Annotated in this window: 19 protein-coding genes; 10 read left to right on the top strand and 9 right to left on the bottom strand. The window is 73.3% G+C overall.

Annotation, left to right across the window (positions count from 1 at the left end):
- A complete protein-coding gene (locus OG799_RS11155; RefSeq protein ID WP_406044957.1) occupies window positions 1-714 on the top strand; it encodes an RraA family protein in 714 nt (237 codons plus the stop codon).
- Window positions 715-718: 4 nt separating this feature from the next.
- On the opposite strand, the gene OG799_RS11150 is transcribed toward OG799_RS11155, so the two are convergent.
- The 3 genes from OG799_RS11150 to dinB form a co-directional block, all read right to left on the bottom strand.
- Window positions 719-1984, bottom strand: a complete 1266-nt coding sequence (locus OG799_RS11150; protein WP_406044956.1) for a glutamate synthase-related protein — start codon at window positions 1982-1984, stop codon at window positions 719-721.
- 412 nt (window positions 1985-2396) lie between these two features.
- Window positions 2397-2783, bottom strand: coding sequence for a VOC family protein (locus OG799_RS11145; RefSeq protein WP_406046263.1), 387 nt, complete (start codon window positions 2781-2783; stop codon window positions 2397-2399).
- Between the two features lie 37 nt (window positions 2784-2820).
- Window positions 2821-4008, bottom strand: a complete 1188-nt coding sequence (gene dinB / locus OG799_RS11140; RefSeq protein WP_406044955.1) for a DNA polymerase IV — start codon at window positions 4006-4008, stop codon at window positions 2821-2823.
- Window positions 4009-4194: 186 nt separating this feature from the next.
- Between dinB and OG799_RS11135 the strand changes: the two genes are divergently transcribed.
- The 3 genes from OG799_RS11135 (at window position 4195) to OG799_RS11125 (ending at window position 8224) form a co-directional block, all read left to right on the top strand.
- Window positions 4195-5535: a nicotinate phosphoribosyltransferase gene (locus OG799_RS11135; RefSeq protein WP_406044954.1), complete on the top strand. Its 1341-nt coding sequence runs from the start codon at window positions 4195-4197 to the stop codon at window positions 5533-5535.
- A 95-nt stretch (window positions 5536-5630) separates the two neighbouring features.
- Complete coding sequence (locus OG799_RS11130) at window positions 5631-7232, top strand: FAD-dependent monooxygenase (protein ID WP_406044953.1); 1602 nt, start codon at window positions 5631-5633, stop codon at window positions 7230-7232.
- Window positions 7233-7285: 53 nt separating this feature from the next.
- Window positions 7286-8224, top strand: a complete 939-nt coding sequence (locus OG799_RS11125) for a MerR family transcriptional regulator (RefSeq protein WP_406044952.1) — start codon at window positions 7286-7288, stop codon at window positions 8222-8224.
- A gap of 158 nt (window positions 8225-8382) precedes the next feature.
- On the opposite strand, the gene OG799_RS11120 is transcribed toward OG799_RS11125, so the two are convergent.
- The 6 genes from OG799_RS11120 to OG799_RS11095 form a co-directional block, all read right to left on the bottom strand.
- Window positions 8383-8889, bottom strand: coding sequence for a DUF2231 domain-containing protein (locus OG799_RS11120; protein ID WP_406044951.1), 507 nt, complete (start codon window positions 8887-8889; stop codon window positions 8383-8385).
- Window positions 8890-8982: 93 nt separating this feature from the next.
- On the bottom strand, window positions 8983-11133 hold the full coding sequence (locus OG799_RS11115; RefSeq protein ID WP_406044950.1) for a glycogen debranching N-terminal domain-containing protein: 2151 nt from the start codon (window positions 11131-11133) through the stop codon (window positions 8983-8985).
- Window positions 11134-11230: 97 nt separating this feature from the next.
- The gene (locus tag OG799_RS11110; protein WP_406044949.1) at window positions 11231-11977 is read right to left on the bottom strand and encodes an ABC transporter permease; all 747 of its coding nucleotides are present in this window, start codon (window positions 11975-11977) and stop codon (window positions 11231-11233) included.
- 148 nt (window positions 11978-12125) lie between these two features.
- Window positions 12126-13208 (bottom strand): endonuclease/exonuclease/phosphatase family protein, encoded by a 1083-nt coding sequence (locus OG799_RS11105; protein WP_406044948.1) that lies wholly within the window; start codon window positions 13206-13208, stop codon window positions 12126-12128.
- Between the two features lie 117 nt (window positions 13209-13325).
- Window positions 13326-13739: a VOC family protein gene (locus OG799_RS11100; RefSeq protein WP_406044947.1), complete on the bottom strand. Its 414-nt coding sequence runs from the start codon at window positions 13737-13739 to the stop codon at window positions 13326-13328.
- A gap of 175 nt (window positions 13740-13914) precedes the next feature.
- A complete protein-coding gene (locus OG799_RS11095) occupies window positions 13915-15048 on the bottom strand; it encodes an N-acetylmuramoyl-L-alanine amidase (RefSeq protein ID WP_406044946.1) in 1134 nt (377 codons plus the stop codon).
- A 253-nt stretch (window positions 15049-15301) separates the two neighbouring features.
- Here OG799_RS11095 and OG799_RS11090 point away from each other — a divergent pair, with 253 nt between their 5' ends.
- The 6 genes from OG799_RS11090 (at window position 15302) to OG799_RS11065 (ending at window position 20704) form a co-directional block, all read left to right on the top strand.
- Entirely contained in the window at window positions 15302-15775 is a 474-nt protein-coding gene (locus OG799_RS11090) for a TlpA family protein disulfide reductase (protein WP_406044945.1), read from the top strand.
- A 131-nt stretch (window positions 15776-15906) separates the two neighbouring features.
- Window positions 15907-16347 (top strand): DUF4395 domain-containing protein, encoded by a 441-nt coding sequence (locus OG799_RS11085; RefSeq protein WP_406044944.1) that lies wholly within the window; start codon window positions 15907-15909, stop codon window positions 16345-16347.
- 152 nt (window positions 16348-16499) lie between these two features.
- Complete coding sequence (locus tag OG799_RS11080) at window positions 16500-17600, top strand: LacI family DNA-binding transcriptional regulator (protein WP_406044943.1); 1101 nt, start codon at window positions 16500-16502, stop codon at window positions 17598-17600.
- On the top strand, window positions 17597-18529 hold the full coding sequence (locus OG799_RS11075; protein WP_406044942.1) for a carbohydrate ABC transporter permease: 933 nt from the start codon (window positions 17597-17599) through the stop codon (window positions 18527-18529). Before OG799_RS11080 ends, OG799_RS11075 begins: the two co-directional genes overlap by 4 nt.
- A gap of 2 nt (window positions 18530-18531) precedes the next feature.
- On the top strand, window positions 18532-19371 hold the full coding sequence (locus OG799_RS11070; protein WP_406044941.1) for a carbohydrate ABC transporter permease: 840 nt from the start codon (window positions 18532-18534) through the stop codon (window positions 19369-19371).
- 37 nt (window positions 19372-19408) lie between these two features.
- On the top strand, window positions 19409-20704 hold the full coding sequence (locus OG799_RS11065; RefSeq protein WP_406044940.1) for an ABC transporter substrate-binding protein: 1296 nt from the start codon (window positions 19409-19411) through the stop codon (window positions 20702-20704).
- Window positions 20705-20706 lie beyond the last annotated feature (2 nt).

Raw genomic sequence — 20706 nt, 5'->3', positions numbered from 1 at the left:
ATGAGCCTCGACCCGCACGAGTTGCGCCAACGATTCGCGTCGCTGACGACCGCGCACGTGGCCGACGCCTGCCTGCGGGCGGCGGTTCCGGTCCGCTGCGCGCCCGCCGCCGTCCGGCCCGTGCTGCCCGGTGCCCGGCTGGCCGGCCGGGTCGCGCCCAGCCGGCACGTCGGCAGCGTCGACATCTTCCTGGAGGCGATCGACGGGGCGGCCCCCGGCGACGTGCTGGTCGTCGACAACGCCGGCCGGGTCGACGAGAGCTGCGTCGGTGACCTGGTGGTCCTGGAGGCGCAGGCCGCCGACCTGGCCGGCGTGGTGGTCTGGGGCCTGCACCGGGACACCGCCGACATCCGCGCGGTCGGGCTGCCGGTGTTCAGCGCCGGCGTGACACCCACCGGCCCGCAGCGGCTCGACCCCCGTCCGTCGCCTGCCCTGGAGTCGGCGGTGGTGGGGGAGTGGACGGTGGACGCCACCGATGTCGCCCTGGGCGACGACGACGGGGTGCTGTTCGTCCCGGCGCAGCGGATCAATGAGCTGTTCGCCGTGGCCGAGGGGATCCGCGACACCGAGCGGCGGCAGGCCGAGCGGATCCGGGCCGGCGTGCCGCTGCGCGAGCAGGTGGGCTTCGGCGCGTACCTGGCCCGCCGGGCGCAGAATCCGGCGCTGACCTTCCGCGAGCACCTGCGGACCGTGGGTGGGGCGATCGAGGAGTGACCGGTCAGCCGACCGCGGTCGGGGACGGCGGGGCGCTGCCGCCGCGTGGCGCCTCGCCGGTCATCAGCCGGGCGATCTCCGTCCGGTCGGCCGCCGACGGCAGGCCCCACCCGGGCCGGTAGCCGTACACGTCGCGCAGCGGGGTGGAGGCGGTCCGGCCGTCGAGGAACTCCACCGCGTCGGTGTCGATCAGGCCCGGGTGTTCGACCCCGCAGGCCTCGGCGACCTTGACCAGGTCGCGGCGCAGCGAGTCGGTGAAGATCAGCGGCGCGGCTCCGGTGCCGCCCTCCCCGCCGTCGACGTTCACGAAGTCCACGCCCCGACCGGTGTCCCGCATCAGCGTGGTCAGCTCCGCCCAGAAGCCCAGGTCGCCGACGGCGGACTTGATGCCGACCGGCAGGCCGGTCTCGGCCGCGAGGAGTTCCACCCAGTCGAGCAGGCTGTCGCAGTCGGAGAACTCGGCGTGCCGGGACGGGCTGACACAGTCCTGCCCCTGCGGGATGCCCCGGGTGGCGGCGATCTCCGCCGACACCTTCGCCCCGGGCAGCAGCCCGCCGAGGCTCGGTTTCGCCCCCTGGCTCAGCTTGATCTCCAACGCCCGCACGGGCGCGCCGGCGACGAGGTCCTTGAGCCGGTCCAGGCTGAACCGCCCCCGCTCGTCCCGGCACCCGAAGTACGCGGTGCCGAGCTGGAACACCAGGTCACCGCCGTTGCGGTGGTACGGCGACAGCCCGCCCTCGCCGGTGTTCTGCAGGCAGCCCGCCAGCGCGGCGCCCTTGTTGAGGGCCTCCACCGCCCGCCCCGACAGCGAGCCGAAGCTCATCCCGGAGATGTTGACCACCGAACCCGGCCGGAACGCCTTCGCCCGGCCCCGCGGCCCGCCGAGCACCTTGGCGCAGGGCAGCTCCACCTCGTGCCCGGCGGTCGGCGTCGACGGCGGCACCGCCCGGCCGAAGGTCCGGTGCTTGATGATCGGATACCCGGGGGTGTACTCGATGTCGTTGTCCGTGCCGAAGCCGAAGTAGTTGTTCTCCTTCTTCGCCGAGGCGTAGATCCAGCGGCGCTGGTCACGGGTGAACGGCCGCTCCTCGTTGTTGCCGGCCACGATGTACTGCCGCAGCTCCGGGCCGATCGCCTCCAGCAGGTAGCGGGCCCGCCCGATGACCGGGAAGTTGCGCAGCAGCGCGTGGTCGCGCTGGAGCAGGTCGCGCGCGGCGAGCGCGGCGACGGCGGCGGAGACGACGGGTACGGCGCGGCTGGCCCACTTCATGCCCGCCTCTCTTTCCGCAAGCCGCATCGCCGAAACGCCTGCGGCTCGCGGACGCAGGCCTCACCGGACAGCGGCGTCTCAGGCAGGCGTCCAGTCGCACTGAGTGGTTGGTGGTTGCTGCCACGATGCGCGATGGTCGGGCAAGCCTTTGGTGGGTCGTTCCCCTCCTTTGCTCTGCTGCCCTCCCCGCAACACCATGGCTGACCAGGGCAGACGCTTTTCACGTGCGGTGAGGGCCGGTTGCCGTCGGTGACTGTTGCCTCCGCTGCAGCAGAACAAAGGCGGTGGTGTGAGTTTCCCGGGCCGGGGCGAGGAGAGCGGAGAGTGAGGTTTCGCGGCGGCCGAGGCGCAGCGCCCGCCGAGCCGGCCGAGCAGCGTGGGTGCGGCAGCCAGCGGCGGGCGTCCGCGGATGTCAGGCCGGCAGGTGCTGGACGATCTGAATCGGGTTGCCGTCCGGGTCGGCGGTCCAGGCGATCAGCAGCCGCCCGAGCCAGGTGTGCGGGGCCTTCAGGGCGGGCGCTCCGTCGGCGGTGACCCGTGCGTAAGCGGCGGCGGTGTCGTCGGTCCAGAGGATCACCGCCGCCCGCTGGCCCGACGGGACGGGGCTGAGACCATGGTCGTTCCGGGTGGAGTCGACCGACGCGATGCCGATCTGGTAGCCGTCGAGGGCGAGGTCGACGTGGATCGGCTCGCCCTCGGTGGGCACCCGGAAGCTCTCGGTGAACCCGAGCCTCGCGTAGAAGGCGGCCGCCCGGGTGACGTCCTCGCTGAACAGGATGACCTGCGGCGTGCGGAACATCGACACCCGTGGACCATACCTCTGCCGGCTCGGGGTGTCAGTCCGGCAGGCGAGGCATCTCCGGGCCCGGGTCAAGGCCGAGCAGCACCGCCCGGGTCAACGCCGCTGAGCCGAACCGGTCGCGGACCGCGTCGACCGCGGCGTCGAGGTCGGCGCCCGGGTCGCGGTCGAACGGCAGCGGCGGCTGCTCGTGCCCGTCGTCGAGGTTGCCGATGGACACCCCGATCAGCGTGACACCCCGGGCCTCGATCTCCGGCAGCGCCGTCCGCAGCAGCGCCCGCGCCGCCGCCAGCAGCGGCCCGGTCTGCGCGGTCGCCTTGACCAGGGTGTGCGAGCGGGTCGCCCGGGTGTAGTCGGCGAAGCGCAGCCGCAGCACCACCGTGCGGCCGGTCCGCCCCGCCGAGCGCATCCGCCGGGTCACCCGGTCGACGAGCCCGCCCAGCGTGGCGTCGAGGTCGTCGGGGGAGTGCGGCTCCCGGCCGAGCGCGTGCTGCGCGCCCATCGAGGAATGGCGGCGGCCGACCTGCACCGGGCGGGGGTCGCGGTTGTGCGCCAGGGCGTGCAGGTGCCGGCCGGCGCCCGCGCCGAGCAGCGACACCAGGGTCGCCTCGCCCAGCCGGGCCACCTGCCCGACGGTACGGATGCGGCGCTCGCGCAGCTTCGCGGCGGTGACCGGACCGACACCCCACAACCGCTCGACCGGCAGCGGGTGCAGGAACTCCAACTCCCGGTCCGGCGCGACGACCAGCAGGCCGTCCGGCTTGGCCACCCCGCTGGCCACCTTCGCCAGGAACTTCGTCCGGGCCACCCCGACGGTGATCGGTAGGCCGACCCGTTCCCGGACCTCGCGGCGCAGCCGCGCGGCGATGTCGGCCGGCGGGCCGGCGAGGCGGCGCAGGCCGCCGACGTCGAGGAACGCCTCGTCGATGGAGAGCCCCTCGACCAGGGGAGTGGTCCCCCGGAAGATCTCGAACACCGCCCGGCTCGCCGTCGTGTACGCGGCCATCCTCGGCGGCACGACGACCGCCTCCGGGCAGAGCCGGCGCGCCTGGCGCCCACCCATCGCGCTGCGCACCCCGCGCGCCTTCGCCTCGTAGCTGCACGCCAGCACCACGCGACCGCCGACGATCACCGGCCGGCCGCGCAGCCGCGGGTCGTCCCGCTGCTCGACCGACGCGTAGAACGCGTCCAGGTCGGCATGCAGGATGCTGGCGTCGCTCGACACGAACACATGTTCGCATGGCCGGCTCGCCGTGCTCCGTTGAGCTGCCGAAACGGTGACCGGTGGCGGACCGGAACGCTCGACGATGATGTGCCATTTCCGCCCGCGCCGGCGGCGGATCGCACACAGTGGGAGCGTGAACCCGTACGAGCCCGGCAGCGGATGCGCTCCGGCGCGGGTGGTGGTCGCATGACCGGGTTGCGTACCGACCTGTACGAGCTGCGGATGGCGGCCAGCTACCTGCGCCGCGACATGATCGCACCCGCCACGTTCAGCCTGTTCGTCCGCCGCCTGCCGCCCCGGCGCGGCTTCCTGGTGGCCGCCGGGCTGGCCGAGGCGCTGGCGTTCCTGGAAGGCTTCGGGTTCGACGACGACGAGCTGGGCTACCTGCGCGACGTGGTCGGCCTCGACCAGCCGACCCTGGCGGCGCTCGCCGGGCTGCGGTTCACCGGGGACGTCCGGGCGGTGCCGGAGGGGCGGGTGGTGTTCGCCGACGAGCCGCTGGTGGAGGTGACCGCGCCGATCGCCGAGGCGCAGCTGGTGGAGACCGGCGTGCTGAACCTGCTCACCTTCCACACCACGGTGGCCAGCAAGGCCGCCCGCTGCCGGCTGGCCGCCGGGGACGCGGAGCTGGTGGACTTCGCCTTTCGCCGTACCCACGGGATCGAGGCGGGGGCGGGGGTGGCGCGGGCGTCGGCGATCGCCGGCTTCGCCGCCACCAGCGACGTCGAGGCCGCCTGGCGGTACGGCCTGCGCCCGTCCGGGACGATGGCCCACTCGTACGTCGAGGCGTTCCCCGACGAGCGGGCGGCGTTCCGCGCGTTCGCCGCCGACTTCCCCACCAACCCGGTGTTCCTCGTCGACACCTACGACACGCCGGCCGGCGTACGGGCCGCCGTCGACGTCGTCACCGAGCTGGGGCTGACCGGCCCGCTCGGCGTCCGGCTCGACTCCGGTGATCTCGCCGCGCTGGCCCGACAGACCCGGGCGATCCTGGACGACGCCGGGCTGACCCGGGCGACGATCGTGGCCAGCGGCAGCCTCGACGAGGACGTCATCGCGGCCCTCGTCGCGCAGGGCGCGCCGATCGACGCCTACGGCGTCGGGACCCGGATGGGCGTCTCCTTCGACGCGCCGTCCCTCGACAGCGCCTACAAGCTCGTCGCCTTCGGCGACCGGCCGGTGCTCAAGCTGTCGCCCGGCAAAGCCACCCTGCCCGGCCCCAAGCAGGTCTTCCGGGACCCCGCCGGGGCCAGCGGCGACGTGGTCGGGCTGCGGGACGAACCGCCACCGGCGGGCCGCGAGCCGCTGCTCGTGCCGGTGATGCGCGGCGGTCGCCGGCTCGACACCGCCGACCCGGCCGCCGAGGTAGGGGCCGCCCGCCGCCGGTTCGACGCGGACCTCGCCTGGCTGCCCGACGCGGCGCGCCGGCTGGCCGACCCGACCCCGCTCGCCGCCACGGTCAGCCCGGGCCTCGCCGAGCTGCGCGACCGGCTGACCGCGCAGCTGGGGCGAGGCGGCGCGTACTGACCGGGCGGCGTTTGCCGACCGAACCGTCTGCCGGCGCGGCCGCGGAGAACAGTGGCACCTGGCGGCCCTCCGGCCCTGGGCCGTAGGTTGACGCCATGACCGACTCGGTGGATGTGCTGATCGTCGGCGCCGGACCCACCGGCCTGGCACTGGCGGCGCAACTGGCCGCCCACGGCGTCCGGCCGCGCCTGATCGACCGCAGCCTCGACCGGGTCCACGAGTCGCGTGCCCTGGCGATCCAGCCGCGCACCCTGGAGGTGCTGGCGCGGTTCGGTGTCACCCGCCAGCTCATCGCCGACGGCAACCCGGCGGTGCGGCTGCTCGTGCACGTCCGGAATCGGGTGCTGACCCTGCCGATGTTCGATCTGGGCCTGTCCGACACCGCCTACCCGCACCTGCTGTTCCTGTCCCAGGCCGAGACCGAACGCATCCTCGCCGACCACGTGCGGACCTCGGGCGTGACCGTCGAGCGCGGCGTGGAACTGGTCGACCTGCGCAGCGCGGCCGAGCAGGTGACCTGCCGGCTGCGCCACCGCGACGGCCGCGAGGAGACGGTCGCCGCCCGGTACGTGGTCGGCTGCGACGGCGCGCACAGCGCCGTTCGCCGCGACGCCGGGATCGCCTTCGAGGGCAGCTCCTACCCGCAGACGTTCGTGCTGGCCGACATCGAGGCCGACCGCCTCGCCACCGGGGCGGCGCACGTGTTCCTCTCCGAGGCCGGGATGCTGTTCTTCTTCCCGCTCGGCCTGCCGGCCAGCTGGCGGCTGCTGGTGATGCGGCCACCGGCCGATCCGACCCCGCCGGACGCGACGGTGACCCTCGATCAGGTGCAGGCGCTCACCGACGGGTACACCGGCGGAACCGTTCGGCTGCACGACCCGGTCTGGATGACCAACTTCCGGCTGCACCACCGCGCCGCCCGGCGCTATCGGGCCGGGCGGATCCTGCTGGCCGGCGACGCCGCCCACATCCACAGCCCTGCCGGAGCACAGGGCATGAACACCGGCATCCAGGACGCGATCAACCTCGGCTGGAAGCTCGCCCACGTCCTCCACGGCGGTGCCGCAGCCGGGCTGCTGGACACCTACGGACCCGAACGCGCCCCGATCGGGCGGATGGTGCTGCGCTTCACCGACCGGGCCTTCACCATCGCCACCTCCACCAACCCGCTCGTCCGCTTCGCCCGTACCCGCATCGCCCCCGTCGTCATCCCGTTGGCCGCACGGGCCCGGGGCGGCCGGGCGTTCGCGTTTCGCACCGTCGCCGAACTCGACGTCCGGTACCGGCGCAGCCCCCTGTCGGTGGAGGGGCCGCGCCCGCCACGGCGCGGGCCCCGAGCCGGCGACCGGCTGCCCGACGGGCCCGTGATGCGCGACGAGCGATCCACGACACTGCACCAGGTCACCGCCGCGCCGGGCTGGCACCTGCTGCTGTGCGGGCCGGGTCGGACCTGGGGCGCCGAACGGGTCGAGCAGCTCTGCCGGGGCCGCAGCCTCACGGTCCACCGCCTCGGCGTCGGCGACGAGCCCGGCACCCTGCACGACCCGGATGGACACACCATGCACCGGCTCGGCCTCGGGGCCGACGCCGCCGCGCTCTACCTGGTCCGACCGGACGGCCACATCGGTTTCCGGTCCGGCGGCCAGGGCTGGGCCGCGCTGGTCGACTACCTCGACCGGTGGCTCCCACTTTCGTGAACAGTCGACGCCCGGGTTGACTCTCCAGTGGGGGGAGGCGTGAGGGTGGGGGCATGAACGGCGACACGCTCTACTCGATCGGTGAGCTGGCCCGGCGGACCGGGCTGACGGTCAAGGCCATCCGCTTCTACTCCGACCGCGGGATCGTGCCGCCGACCGGCCGCAGCCCGGCCGGGTACCGCCGCTACGACCTCGACGCCCTGGCCCGCCTGGAGCTCGTGCGGACCCTGCGCGACCTGGGACTGGACCTGACCACCATCAAAAAGGTCGTGGACCGGGAGGTCACGCTCGCCGAGGTCGCCGCGGCGCACGCCGAGGCGCTGGCGGTGCAGATCCGCACGCTGCGGCTGCGGCGCGCGGTGCTGACGGCGGTGGCCAGGCGCGGGTCGACCCCCGAGGAGATGGATCTCATGCACCAGCTGGCCAAGCTCTCCGAGGAGGAGCGCCGGCGTCTCGTCGGCGAGTTCCTCGACACCGTCTTCGGCGGCCTGGACGCCGACGCGGGATTCGTGGGGATCAGGCGCTCGATGACCCCCGAACTGCCCGACGAACCCGGGGCCGAGCAGGTCGAGGCGTGGGTGGAGCTGGCCGAACTGTCCCAGGACCCGGATTTCCGCGCGAGCATACGACGCATGGCCGAGCAGCACGCGGCCGAGCGCGCCCGGGTTGACGACCCAGTCGTGCGCCGCGACGCCGCCGCGCTGGTCCGCGACCTGGTCGGCCCCGCCCTGGCCGCCGGCCTCGATCCGGCCTCGCCCGAGGCCGATCCGGTCGTCGCGGCGGTCACGGCGCGGTACGCGCAGCTCTCCGGTCGTCCCGACGACGTCGACCTGCGGCGCCGGCTGACGACCCTGCTGGAGACCGCGAACGACCCGCGCCGGGAGCGGTACCTCCAGTTGCTCTCGGTGATCAACGGCTGGACGGCCCCGGAGAGCCTGGCGCCGGCGCTCGACTGGTTCATCCGGGCCCTGCGCGCCCGGATCCCGCGATAGAAAGCCGGGCCGGATGCGCTCGGCCACCACGATCGTCGAGAGGTGCGACCGGCGTCGGCGGTGAGCCGGGCTGCGAGCAGGCAGCCGGCGGTGCCGCCGCCCACCACGACGACGTCGGGCGACCGCCGCCGAGGGGGACGGTCACTCGCGGGACGGGGTCAGACCCCGCGGGCGCGGGGCCGGCCGGTGGACCGGCGCGACAGCGAACTCGACGCGTTGACGCCCGCCTCCTCGCTCACGCTGACCCCCAGCCGCTCGACCAGTTCACCGCCGAGCCAGCCGGTCACCCCGGCGAGCAGGATCCCCGCGAAGCTGCAGATCAGCGCCAGGGCATTCGGGTCCCAGTTGTCGGCGGAGAGCCGCAGCAGCCAGCTCACCGCGAACAGCACCAGGACCACCACGTTGCCCAGACCGTGCGCCGCGCCGACCCGCTTGGCCCGCGTGCCGGTGGGGATGGCCCGCCAGTCGATCAGGCCGAACACCGCGGCGACCAGGCCGCCGATGATGCCGGCGCCGATCGTGTACGCGGCGGAGATCTGAAAACCGGGCCGATCGGTGATCAGGTACAGGATGTCGAAGATCACCGAGGTGGCGAGCAGCCCCAGCGGGAACACGATCAGAATCGGGTGGATCCCGTGGCCCATGGCCTTCGCGCGACTCTCCATGCCAGCACTCCCTGTCTCCCCCCAGGCGGGGCCGGATTCCCCGTCCCGGCGGCACTACACCTGTGGGTGAGGCCGACGTCCCGCCCGGGCCGGTCAGCGCCGGTGGCGGGTGGCGAATGCCTGCAGCGTCGGCCGGCGGACCACGGCCAGCCGGTCCCCGCGCGCGGTGATCGACGTCCGCCCGCCGCGGCGGCGCCGCACCGTCAGGTCGACGGTGGCCCCGCCGACCTGCACGCCCTCCAACCTGAGGTCGGGCAGCCACTCGGGCAGGTGCGGATCCACGAAGATCGTTCGCAGCGGTGCGGCCGGGCGCAGCGCCAGCAGCGCCTGTACCAGCGCGATGGTCGAACTGGCCGACCAGGCCTGCGGGGAGCACGAGTTCGGGTACACGCCGGGGTGCGGGTGGGCGGCGTCGCGGGGCAGGCCGCTGAGCACCTCGGGCAGCCGGTGCTCCTCGAACAGCGCCGCCGCGGCGAACATCCCCTCGGCCAGCCGGTGCAGGTGCGGCCAGCAGCCGTACCGGGCCAGCCCGATGCCGATCGTGCCCGCCTCCACGGGCCAGACGCTGCCCCGGTGGTAGCTGAACGGGTTGTACGCCGGATGCGCGGCCGACAGCGTCCGTACGCCCCAGCCGCTGAACATGTCCGGCGCGAGCAGCCGGTCGGCGACCAGCGGGGCGACCCGCGCCGGCACGATGCCGGTGGTGAGCAGGTGCCCGTCGTTGGAGTTGACCGAGCGCACCGGCCGCTTGTCCGGCCCCAGCGCCATCGCGTAGCAGCCCCGCTCGGGCAGCCAGTACGCGCGGTGGAAGCGGCGACGCAGGGCGTGGGCCCGGGCCAGCAGGGCGGCTCCCCGGGCGGGGTGGCCGGTCGCGGTGAACACCACCGCGGCGTGCCGCAGCGCGGCGTACCAGTAGGCCTGCAGCTCGCTGGTGGCGATCGGGTTGGGCACCACCCGCCCGTGCTCGTCGACGATGGCGGTGTCCGAGTCCTTCCAGCCCTGGTTCTTCAGCCCCGCCCGGGACCGGCAGTGGTACTCGAGGAAGCCGTCCCCGTCGATGTCGCCGTACCGCTCGATCCAGCCCAGGGCGCGCCGCGCCGTCGGCAGCAACTCCCGCACGGTGCGCAGGTCACCGGTCCAGGCGAGGTACTGCCCGAGGAAGACCAGGAAGTCCGGTGCGGTCGACCAGTCGCCGTAGTAGCCGGTGAACGGGTCGAGCCCGAGCACGGAGACCGGTCCCCGGCGGGCCTCGTGCAGCGGCTTGCCGGGCTCCTCGTCCCGCCAGTCGTCGATCCGCCGTCCGAGGTGCCGGGCGTTGAGCCGGAGGCTGTCGGCCAGCATGGTCGGCCCGGCCAGCAGCGCCTGCCAGGAGGCGGTCATGGTGTCCCGCCCGAAGATCTCCTGGTAGATCGGCAGCCCCGCGATCGGCGCCGTCGGGCCGGCCGGCTCCCCGAGCGGGAGCACCGACAGGTCGTCCACCGCGCACCGCCAGGCGGCCGTGACGTCGAAGTTGCTGCTGCTCAACCGGGTCAGCTCACCGGCCAGCCGGGCACGCGCCGACCCGGCGGCGTCGTCCGGCTCGGCGAACGTCGCCGGCGGCGCGACCAGCCGGTCGCCGTCGAAGACCGGCTCCACGACCACGTCGATCCGGGCGCTGCCGCGCGGCGGCACCACCACCTCGACGGCGATGGCGCCGCCGGCGTACCGGACGGGGGCGTCGTCGGCGCGTACCCGGACGGCCACCGCGCGGTCGATGTCGTCGCGCAGGTAGCGCAGCCGCAGCTCCCCGGAGGCGGCGTCCCAGCTGGTGCCGACGTCGCCGACCTGCACCCGGCGGCCCTGCTCCGCCTCGCTGGTGTCCGCGAAGTCAGCGCCGAGGTGGAGCTGGACCGCGATCTGCAGCGGCTGCTGGGCGTAGCTGACCACGGTGAGCCGGGTGCGCAGCCCGTCGCCGACGAACCGTTCCGTCAGCAGGTACGCGGCCCGCGACGGCAGCGTCTCACCGGCGCCCAGCTCGGCGTACGAGAGCTGAGCGTGTCCCTGCACGTTCGCGGTGCTGAACGGGACCGGCTCGCGGCCGTCGACGGTGATCCGCTCGACGCTGAGCACCCGGGTGTTGCGGGCGAAGAAGCCCTGCGGGTCGGTGCCGGTGATCCGGCCGCGCACGTCGGTGACCAGCGTGCTCCAGCCGCTCGCCACGTACAGCAGATCGGGCCGTACCCGCAGGTTACGGACCCTGGTCATCGCGCACGCGGCCATTGCCCGGTCACCCCGCGCCGGTACCCCTTTGCCGCGCCGGTACACCCGCCACGGCCCGGCTCGTCGGGGCCGCCGCCCGGATTCAGGGCTCGGCGCGGGCCCGGGCGCGGACGAGCAGTTCGACGGCGAGCGCGATCGCCACCGCCTCCACCGCCAGCAGGGTCAGCAGGATCAGCAGCTGGGTCGCCCCGGCCTGGATCGGTCCGGCGCCGCCGAGCAGCACCCCGACGAACGCCCCCGGCAGGGTGACCAGCCCGACCGTGCGGGTCTGGTCCAACGCCGGGATGAGGGCCTGCCCGGCGGCCGGCCGGCAGATCTCCAGTGCGGAGTCGCGGGGGAGCAGCCCCAAAGCCAGCCCGGCCTCGTACTCGCCGTGCCGGGTGCGCAGCTCGTCCAGGGTGCGCCGGCCGGCCAGGCTCGTCGCGGTCATCGCGCCGCCGATCAGGATGCCCGCCGTCGGCAGCACCACCAGCGGCGTCGCGGGCAGCGCCCGGCTGGCCAGCAGTACGCCGAGACTCGGCGCCACCCCGGCCGCGATCGCCAGCGGCGTGACCCGGGCCGGGCAGGCCGGCCCGATCCGGCGGCGCGCGGTGACGCTGGCGACGACGTACATGACCAGGATGAACGCGCCGGTGCTCCACCAGTGGCGCAGCACGGCGACGATGACCAGCGAGACGGCGCCGAGCTGGACGGTGGCCCGGACGGCCGCGCCGAGGATCGCCCGGGCCCGGCCCAGGCCGCTCAGCCGGAGCACCGCGGCGCCGGCGAGGGTGAGCCCGAGCAGGGCGGCGACCAGCGCCGGTCCGATCGGCACCGCGCCGCCGCTCATCGCCGCACCGCGGACCGGACCGAGCGCTCGTCGTCCCTGGGGTCTTCCGCGCCGGTCACCTGCGGATCGTATGCGCGCGGCTCCGGCTCCGCGCGGATCGGGCGCCCGCCGGCCGGCCGCCGGAGGCGCCGGGGTCCGGATCGAAGGCCTACGGCAGAGCGAGCACCGCCAGATGGCCCAGATGATCCGAGGCCCAGCGGCCGTCCGGGGTCTGCCGCTCCGTGCCGAAGACCTCACTCGCCACCGGTACGACCACGCCCCGGATCATGACCATGTCGATGCGGTGCTCGACGTCGTCGGCCGGCTCGGTCAGGTCGTCGCCCAGCCCCGCGGTGTATCCGGGGTCGCCGGGGTGCAGGATCGGCCAGGTGTCGACCATTCCGCCGGCCACCAGGGTGAAATAGGCGAGCCGGTTGTTCGGATCGGGCAGCTCAGGGCCGGTGTTGAGGTCCCCGACGAGGATCACCCGGCCCGGCACGTTCAGCGGGCCGCGCAGCAGCTCCTGTGCCTGCAGCACCCGGACGCCGGGGTGGAACGCCTCCAGGTGGGTGTTGACGAACCGGAACGCCCGCGTGCCCAGCACCGCGTCCACCGCCGTCCAACCGCGGGTGCTGGTGGCGGTGCCACCGGTGGCCGCGAGCGGGAACACCAGATTCTGGACGAAGTTCCCCGACGACGTGTCGGTCACCTTCACCCGACCGCCGTGCCGGACCAGGACGACGTCGCGCATGGTGAGGCGGACGTCCACGTTGTGCGGCGCGCCCGCCGGGGCTTCCAGATCCGCCTCGTCCTGCACCACGGCGACGTCGTACGGGTGACCGGACGCGGTCAGTTCGGCCCTCAGCAGCGCCAGGTAGTCGTACCGGACCTCGGTGGCCGGGGCCGGGTCGCCGAGCCGCCCGGTACGCCAGAGCGCCACCTCCTGCAGGCCGACCAGGTCGGGCTTGCGTTCGCGGATCTCCTCGGCGATCAGCGCGGCCCGGGCGGGAAAGTCGACCAGGTCCACGTGGCTGAGCAGGGCCGCGTTGGCGGCCAGGAACGCCGGCAGGGTCGGCGCGCCGATCGACGGCGTGAGGTCCCCGCCCAGGTAGAGGTTCCGGGTCAGCACGGCGACCTTGGGCCCGGCCTCCGCGTACGCGGGCGGGGCGAGGAGCCCCACGCCGGCCACCACGAGGGCGGCGGTGACCAGCCGGGTCAGTTGCCAGCGCTGCGAGCGCCTTCTGCCGTCCATGCCTCTGGTCCTCTCCGGCCGGGGTCCGCCTGGGCGGGAAGCCTGCGTACGGTAACGCCGGGAAGGACACTGTGGATAGCGTCGTTCGGGGCGACATTCCCGCTGGTCGTTAGTGGATCAGGACGAGGGCTGGCTGATGTTGACCAGCCAGCCGATGCCGAACCGGTCGACGCACTGCCCGAACTCGTCGCCCCACATCTGCTTCTCCAGCGGGACCGAGACGGTGCCGCCCTCGGAGAGCTTATGCCAGTAGCCCCGCAGCTCGTCGACATCGTCGCCGCTCAGGCTGACGGTGATGTTGTCGCCGGGGTGGTGTTCCATGCCGGGCGGGGTGTCGGAGGCCATCAGCGTGTAGCCACGGTCGGTCTCGAGCATGCCGTGCATGATCTTGTCGGCGAGCTCGGGCTCCGGGCTGCCGAACTCACCGAACGTGCTCAGCGTGAGATTGCCGCCGAACACCTCGTGGTAGAACTCCATCGCCTGGCGGGCGTTGTTGCGGAAACTGAGGTACGGGTTGAGCCGAGACGTCACAGCGTCCTCCTCGGTCGGAGACCAGGTCCTGGTCGTGTCCTGACCCGGGTCATGCTCGCAGACCTCCACGGGGTGGACAACGAGGCTCGCGGGTGCGCGCGGCGCACCGGCGAACGGACGGCAGCGGTGGAGGTGGCGCCGTTGCCACCTCCACCGCTTCCCCGCCGGTGCGTCGTCAGTCCTTGTGGAACGACTGACGCACCACACCCCCCACCAGAGCACACCAGGTGGTGGTGCTGACCTTGCCGTTCGGGTCGAGGCCGTGCAGCTCCTGCAGGTCCTTGAGGGCCTTCTTGGTCACGTAGTCGTACTCGCCGGTGACGGCGACGTCGGCATAGCCCTTGGAGTGCAGCATGAACTGCACGGCGCTGACCGGGATGCCGGTGGCGTCCTTGTCGAGCTCCGGCGCGAGGGTCTCCCAGGTCGGCGCGGTGAGCGTGGCGTCGATGTCGACCGGGATGTTGTTGCGGGCCTGCCAGTCCTGCACGGCCGCCACGGTGGCGGCGTCGAAGACGCCGGTGACCGGGACGGTGTAGCCGCGGAAGGTGAGCAGGTACTGCGCGACGCGGACGACCGGGCCGCCGACGAAGCGCCAGATGTCCGGCCAGCGGCGGGCCGGCACGTCGGCCAGGTCGGTGCCGAGCTTGGCGAAGACCCGTCGGCGCAGGGCGGGGAACTCCCGGTAGAACATCGCGCCGGGGCAGTCGGTGGCCCGGAAGTCCCAGTGGCCGAAAATGTCGTGGGCGTGCAGGCCGTACTGCTCGCAGACGGTGGTGCAGAGCGTGACCAGCGAGTCGAGCAGCTGGTCCGGCGGGGTCTCGGTGACGTAGGTGCCCTCGTTCTCGATGCCGATGGCCCGGCCGTTCTCGCCGGGGCAGTGCGCGGAGATCATCTGCCGGTCGCCGGCCTGCAGTCGTTCCAGGCTGCCGTGCCGCCCCTCGAGGACGTGGCCGCCGCGGCTGACCGTGAAGTGCTGCCCGGTGTCCGACCAGTGGTTGACGTCCAGGTGCAGGTTCTGGCAGTCGCGGGCGAGCTGCTTGGCGTGTTCCTCGGAGTAGTCGGTGCTGTTCGGGAACGCCATGTGGTGCACGATGATCTTGTTGGTGGCGATCGCGCTGATCGACAGCGGGTCCGCCGGCGGGCGGGCGCCCCACTCGTCGCAGCTGATGATCCAGTCGAGGTCCGCGCCCGGCTCGGCCTGGGCCGCCGCCGGAAAGGCGAGTTCGCTCCCGACGACCGCGACCGCGGCGGCGCCGAGGCCGGCCCGCAGCAGCGTACGGCGGTCCAGCTCGGGGTGGTCGAAGTGCATGGTATCTCCTCTGTGGCCGGTCAGGGGCGGCCCACGGCGGCACGCGGGGGTGGGGCGGGAGTCCGACAGGTGTGAAAAGGAACTCCAAGTGCTTTGCGTGCTGTGGAGGATATTGCCAACCTCGACCGGAGCGCTAGAGGCGGCTCCGGATCGATGTGGACCGTTCAGCGCAGCGCGATGACGGCGGCGTGCCCGAGGTGGTCGGCCGGACGGCGGGCGCGGGGAACCGCGGGCGTTGTGGCACGCTAGGGCGGTGCAGCAGCAGCCCACCCTGACCGGCGTCGTGGTGGTGGTGGCCGTGCTCGCGCTCGCCAGCGTCCTCGGCTGGTGGCGGAGGCGTCGCGACGGTCGGTTCCGTCCGGTCGCCGCACCCGTCGACAGCCTTGGCCCTCCGTCAGGCGGCGCCTCGGGTTCCGCTGCGCTGGCCGCGCTCGGCGTGCCCGCCGGGACGGTCACCCTGGTCCAGTTCTCGGCTCCGGTCTGCGCCCCGTGCCGGGCCACCCGTCGCGTCCTGGCGGACGTCCAGGGGCGGGTCGACGGGCTGCGCCTCATCGAGGTCGACGTCGAGGAACGCCTGGACCTGGCCCGGGAGCTGGACGTCTGGCGTACCCCGACGGTGCTGGTGGTGGACGCGGCCGGACGGATCGTGCAGCGCGCCTCGGGGGTGCCGGCGAAGGGGGCGATCCTCGCGGCGGTCACGCCGCTGCTCGCCGAGGCGCGGCGGTGACGGGCGTGGCGCTCACCCGGCGGCGGGTGGTGGACCACGGGTGGCTCGCGGCGAGCCTCTGTGCGTCGGTCCGTCCCGCCTGACCGACCCGCCCCGCGGCTGCGGCCGCGCCCGCCGAACGGAACTCCCTCATGCTGCTCGACCCCCGTGGGCCCCGGTTCGCCGCCGCCCTCACCACCCTCGTCCTGGCCGTCGCGCTGATCACCGGCTCGGGCCTGCTCGTGCTGGCCCAGGCCGCGGTCTTCGCGGTGACCGCCGTCAACCCACGGTTCGGCCCGTACGGCCTGCTCTACCGCGCGCTGGTGGCGCCCCGGCTGCGCCCACCGGCGGAGCTCGAGCCGGTGGCGCCCGTCCGCTTCGCCCAGCTCGTCGGCCTCGCGTTCGCCGCGACCGGGGCGACCGGCTTCCTCGCGGGAGTCCCGGTGCTCGGGCTGGCCGCCACCGGCGCGGCGCTGGCCGCCGCCTTCCTCAACGCCGCCTTCGACCTCTGCCTCGGGTGCGAGGGTTACCTGGCGTTCCGGCGGCTGACCGGTCGTCCGGTGGTTGCCCGGGTGCCCGTCGGCGGCCGCTGACCGACGGCGCCAGCCCGAGCCGACCGCCGGTCTGCTGGTCGGCTCGGTTCAGCGGCGGTTGGAAACGTTTTCGTAACGAGCCCTTGACCTGACCGTCGGCTCAGGCGCAGACTCCCGGAAACGTTTACAGCGAGCAGGTGGAGGTGGCGGTCGTGGGTCGTAAACGTTTACAGGAAACGGTCGACGGTCGACCCACCGTGCACACCGTCGCCGCCCGGGCCGGCGTCTCGATCGCCTCCGCCTCCCGGGTGCTCAACGGCGTCGGCGGCAGCCCGGAGACCATCCGCAAGGTCCGCGCCGCGGCGGCCGAGGTCGGCTACGTGCCCAACGCCATCGCCCGCTCGCTCCAGTCGCAGCGCACCGGCCTGATCGCGCTCGCCGTCGAGGACATCGGCAACCCGGTGTACGTCGAGATGATGCGCGCCATCGAGTCGGTGGTCGCCGCCTCCGGCCGGCAACTGCTGGTGCACGCCACCGGCGGCCAGGTCGCCAACGAGACGGCCCTGCTGCGCCGGCTCGCCCACCGCTACGTCGACGGGATGATCGTCTCGCCGATCCGGGTCACCGACGACCACCTGGCCGCGCTGGTCGACAGCCCGGTGCCGGTGGTGGTGGTCGGTCAGCTCGGCGCCGACGCCCCGGTCGACAACGTCCGCACCGACTCACGCGCCGGCGTGGGGCTGGCGGTCGACCACCTGGTCGCCGCCGGACGCCGGCGGATCGGCTTCGTCAACGGCCCGCTCGACACCGTCCCCGGCGCCGCCCGCGACGCCGGCTTCCGGGCCGCCCTCGCCGGTCACGGCATCGACCTCGACGAGCGCCTCGTGGAGGTCGGCGACTTCCAGTACGCCGCCGGCCGCGCCGCCGCCGAACGGCTGCTCACCCGGGCCCGCCCCGACGCGCTGGTCTGCGCCAACGACCTGATCGCCGTCGGGGCGCTGCACGCCCTGCTCGCCGCCGGCCACCGGGTCCCCGCGGACGTGGCGCTGGTCGGCATGGACGACACCGAGCTGGCCCGGATGATGTTCCCGCAGCTCTCCAGCGTCTCCCTCGGCTCGGCCGAGCGCGGTCGGCGCGCCGCCGGGCTCCTCCTGCAACGCATCGCCGACCCGGCCCTGCCGCCCCGGCGCGAGCAGGTCGCCCCCCACCTCGCCGTCCGCGCCTCCAGCGCCGCACCGGCGCTGTTCGTACCCGCACCGGCGAGCACGACCGACCCGGCGCCCGCACCGCGTACCCCGGAGGTGACCGCGTGACCACCGTGGCCGAACGGCCGGACGTCGCTCGCGCCGACGGCCCCCGCGCCGCCCGCTCCCGCTCCGACCGGGTGGGCATCTACCTGCTGCTCCTGCCGTCGCTGCTGCCCATCGTCGTGCTGTCGGTGTTCCCGCTGGTGCGCGGCATCTACCTCGGCTTCACCGACGCCCGCGCCGGCCGGCACGCCGAGGTGAGCTTCACCGGGCTGGCCAACTACCGGGAGCTGCTCGGCGACGAGCTGTTCTGGAACTCGTTCAAGATCGGGCTGCTCTGGGCGGTCGGGGTGACCGTGCTGCAGTTCGTGCTCGCCCTCGGGCTGGCCCTGCTGCTCAACCAGCAGCTGCGCTTCCGGGGGGCCGCCCGGGTGCTCGCCGTGGTGCCCTGGGCGATGCCCCCGGTGGTGGTCGGCATCCTGTGGAAGCTGGTCTACCACCCCGACGCCGGCCTGCTCAACGAGTTCTTCCACCGGGTCGGCGCGGACGGGATGCGCACCAACTGGCTCGGCGACTTCAGCACCGCCCTGCCGGCGGTGATCATCGTGGGCGTCTGGGCCGGCATGCCGCAGACCACGGTCGTACTGCTGGCGGGGTTGCAGGGCGTGCCGCGCGAGCTGCACGAGGCGGCCGCGGTGGACGGCGCCGGCACCTGGCACCGGTTCCGCAACGTCACGCTGCCCGCGCTCGCGCCGGTGATCGTCGCGATCACCTCGCTGGACTTCATCTGGAACTTCAACTCGTTCGGCCTGGTCTACGTGCTGACCACGGGCGGGCCGGGCGGCAAGACCATGCTGCCGATGCTCTTCGCCTACGAGGAGGCGTTCCGCTACGGCAACTACGGCTACGCCGCCGCGCTCGGCAACGTCATGGTCGTGATCATCGTCGCGCTGCTCGCGGTCTACCTGCGCCGCCGGCTGAGGGAGGCGAACTAGACATGTTCGGAAAGCCGAGCCGCACCGGGCGGACGTTGCAGTACCTCGCCCTCAGCGGCTACCTGATCTTCCTCGGGTTCCCGCTGGTCTGGCTGGTCTCCACCGCCTTCAAGCCGCCCCGGGAACTGGTCCAGCTGCACCCCACGCTGATCCCCACCAACCCGACGGTGCAGAACTTCGTCCAGGCCTTCACCGAACAGGAACTCGGCCGGGCCGCCCTGAACAGCCTCAAGGTCTCGCTCGCCTCGGCGGTGCTCACCGTGCTCGTCGCGATGCCCGCGTCGTACGCGCTGGCCCGGTTCAAGACGAAGCTCGGCACCGCGGCGCTGGGCTGGGTGCTGCTGTCGCAGCTGTTCCCGTTCGTGCTGCTGATCATCCCGATCTTCCTGATCCTGCGCGAGGTCGGGCTGGCCAACAGCCACGCCGGGCTGGTGCTGATCTACGTGGTCTGGGCGCTGCCGTTCGCGCTGTGGATGCTCCAGGGCTTCGTGCGCAACATCCCGCGCGAGCTGGAGGAGGCGGCCAGCGTCGACGGGGCCAGCCGCCTGCAGATCCTGCGCCGGGTGGTCTTCCCGCTGCTCGCACCCGGCATCGTCGCCACCGCGCTGTTCTCGTTCATCTCCGCCTGGAACGAGTTCTTCTTCGCCCTCGTGCTGCTCAAGACCCCCGAGCTGGCCACCCTGCCGGTCACCCTGGCCCGGTTCGTCGGCATCGAGGGCACCGCCCGGCTCGGCCCCCTGGCCGCCGGATCCCTGCTGGCCACCCTGCCCAGCCTGATCTTCTTCGCGTTCATGCAACGCCGGCTCTCGTCCGGGTCGCTCGCCGGCGCGGTCAAGGGCTGACACCGTCCCCCACCCACCACCCAAGGAGGAATCCCCCATGCTCCGTAGCAGATTCCGTCGACTCGCGGCGGCCGCCGCGGTCGCGGTCGTCGGCCTCGGCGCCCTCACCGCCTGCGGTGACGGCGGCGGCTCCGACGAGGCGTCGTCCGGCCCGGTGAAGCTGCGCTTCCTCAGCCTGGCCTGGCAGAAGGAGTCGCTCCAGGCCAACAAGGACCTGGTCGCCAAGTGGAACGCCGAACACCCCGACATCCAGGTCGAGTACGTCCAGGGCGACTGGAACTCCGTGCACGACCAGCTGCTCACCTCGTTCGAGGGTGGTGACGCCGCCGACATCGTGCACTACGAGGCGGCCGCCATCGGCGAGTTCAGCAAGCAGGGCTACCTGGCCGACGTCTCCAAGCTGCTCAGCGACGACTTCAAGGGCCAGATCGACCAGGGCGTCTGGGACACCGCCACCTTCGACGGCAAGGTCACCGGCGTGCCGTTCCTGCTGGAGTCGCAGGTCGTCATCGCCAACAAGAAGCTGCTCGACGCCGCCGGGGTCACCGTGCCGCCGGCCGACGGCGGCTGGACCTGGGACGAGTTCCAGGCCAACGCCCAGAAGCTCACCAAGCCCGGCCAGTTCGGCGTGGCCTGGGCGCTGAAGTCGCCCACCAACCGGGTGATGAACCTGGCGCTCAACTACGACGGCAAGTTCTTCTACACCGACGGCGGCAAGACCGAGGTGAAGGTCGGCGACGCCGAGAAGGAGGTGCCGAAGCGGATCCACGACATGCTCTACACCAGCAAGTCCGCCTCCCCGGAGGCGCTGGGCATGAGCGGCGCGGACACCCTGCCCGGCTTCTTCGGCGGCAAGTACGCGATGCTGCCCGGCTCGGTGTCGCTGCGCCAGCAGATGGTCGAGCAGGCCCCCGCCGGTTTCGACTGGGTGACCCTCCCGCCGATCAAGGGCATGTCCACCAAGCAGGCCGCCAACCCGCAGACGCTGTCCATCTCCGAGGACAGCAAGCACAAGAAGCAGGCCGCGCAGTTCCTGGAGTGGTTCCTCAACCCGACCAACATGGCCACCCTCGCCAAGGGTGACTGGCTGGTGCCCACCGGCAAGCAGGCCAACCAGGAGCTGGTCAAGCTGACCGGCGGCAAGCAGGGCTGGGACGTCGCCGCGGACAGCGCCGCCGACCTGACCGTCGCCCCGTTCCAGAAGGTCGACGGCTACCCGGAGTGGAAGACCAAGTACGCCACCCCGGCCCTTCAACAGTACTTCGCCAACAAGATCACCCTGGACCAGCTCGGCACGCAGCTGGTCGACGGTGGCAAGCAGGTTCTGAGGTAACC

Source organism: Micromonospora sp. NBC_00898, assembly GCF_045207895.1.
GTDB lineage: Bacteria > Actinomycetota > Actinomycetes > Mycobacteriales > Micromonosporaceae > Micromonospora.
This window is presented reverse-complemented; position numbering and strand designations above follow the sequence as displayed.

Excerpts from the sequence above, each read along its gene's own strand:
- OG799_RS11155 (WP_406044957.1), top strand. The coding sequence starts at position 1 with ATGAGCCTCGACCCGCACGAGTTGCGCCAACGATTCGCGTCGCTGACG.
- OG799_RS11150 (WP_406044956.1), bottom strand. The coding sequence starts at position 1,984 with ATGAAGTGGGCCAGCCGCGCCGTACCCGTCGTCTCCGCCGCCGTCGCC.
- OG799_RS11145 (WP_406046263.1), bottom strand. The coding sequence starts at position 2,783 with ATGTTCCGCACGCCGCAGGTCATCCTGTTCAGCGAGGACGTCACCCGG.
- OG799_RS11135 (WP_406044954.1), top strand. The coding sequence starts at position 4,195 with ATGACCGGGTTGCGTACCGACCTGTACGAGCTGCGGATGGCGGCCAGC.
- OG799_RS11130 (WP_406044953.1), top strand. The coding sequence starts at position 5,631 with ATGACCGACTCGGTGGATGTGCTGATCGTCGGCGCCGGACCCACCGGC.
- OG799_RS11125 (WP_406044952.1), top strand. The coding sequence starts at position 7,286 with ATGAACGGCGACACGCTCTACTCGATCGGTGAGCTGGCCCGGCGGACC.
- OG799_RS11120 (WP_406044951.1), bottom strand. The coding sequence starts at position 8,889 with ATGGAGAGTCGCGCGAAGGCCATGGGCCACGGGATCCACCCGATTCTG.
- OG799_RS11115 (WP_406044950.1), bottom strand. The coding sequence starts at position 11,133 with ATGACCAGGGTCCGTAACCTGCGGGTACGGCCCGATCTGCTGTACGTG.
- OG799_RS11110 (WP_406044949.1), bottom strand. The coding sequence starts at position 11,977 with ATGAGCGGCGGCGCGGTGCCGATCGGACCGGCGCTGGTCGCCGCCCTG.
- OG799_RS11105 (WP_406044948.1), bottom strand. The coding sequence starts at position 13,208 with ATGGACGGCAGAAGGCGCTCGCAGCGCTGGCAACTGACCCGGCTGGTC.
- OG799_RS11095 (WP_406044946.1), bottom strand. The coding sequence starts at position 15,048 with ATGCACTTCGACCACCCCGAGCTGGACCGCCGTACGCTGCTGCGGGCC.
- OG799_RS11085 (WP_406044944.1), top strand. The coding sequence starts at position 15,907 with ATGCTGCTCGACCCCCGTGGGCCCCGGTTCGCCGCCGCCCTCACCACC.
- OG799_RS11070 (WP_406044941.1), top strand. The coding sequence starts at position 18,532 with ATGTTCGGAAAGCCGAGCCGCACCGGGCGGACGTTGCAGTACCTCGCC.
- OG799_RS11065 (WP_406044940.1), top strand. The coding sequence starts at position 19,409 with ATGCTCCGTAGCAGATTCCGTCGACTCGCGGCGGCCGCCGCGGTCGCG.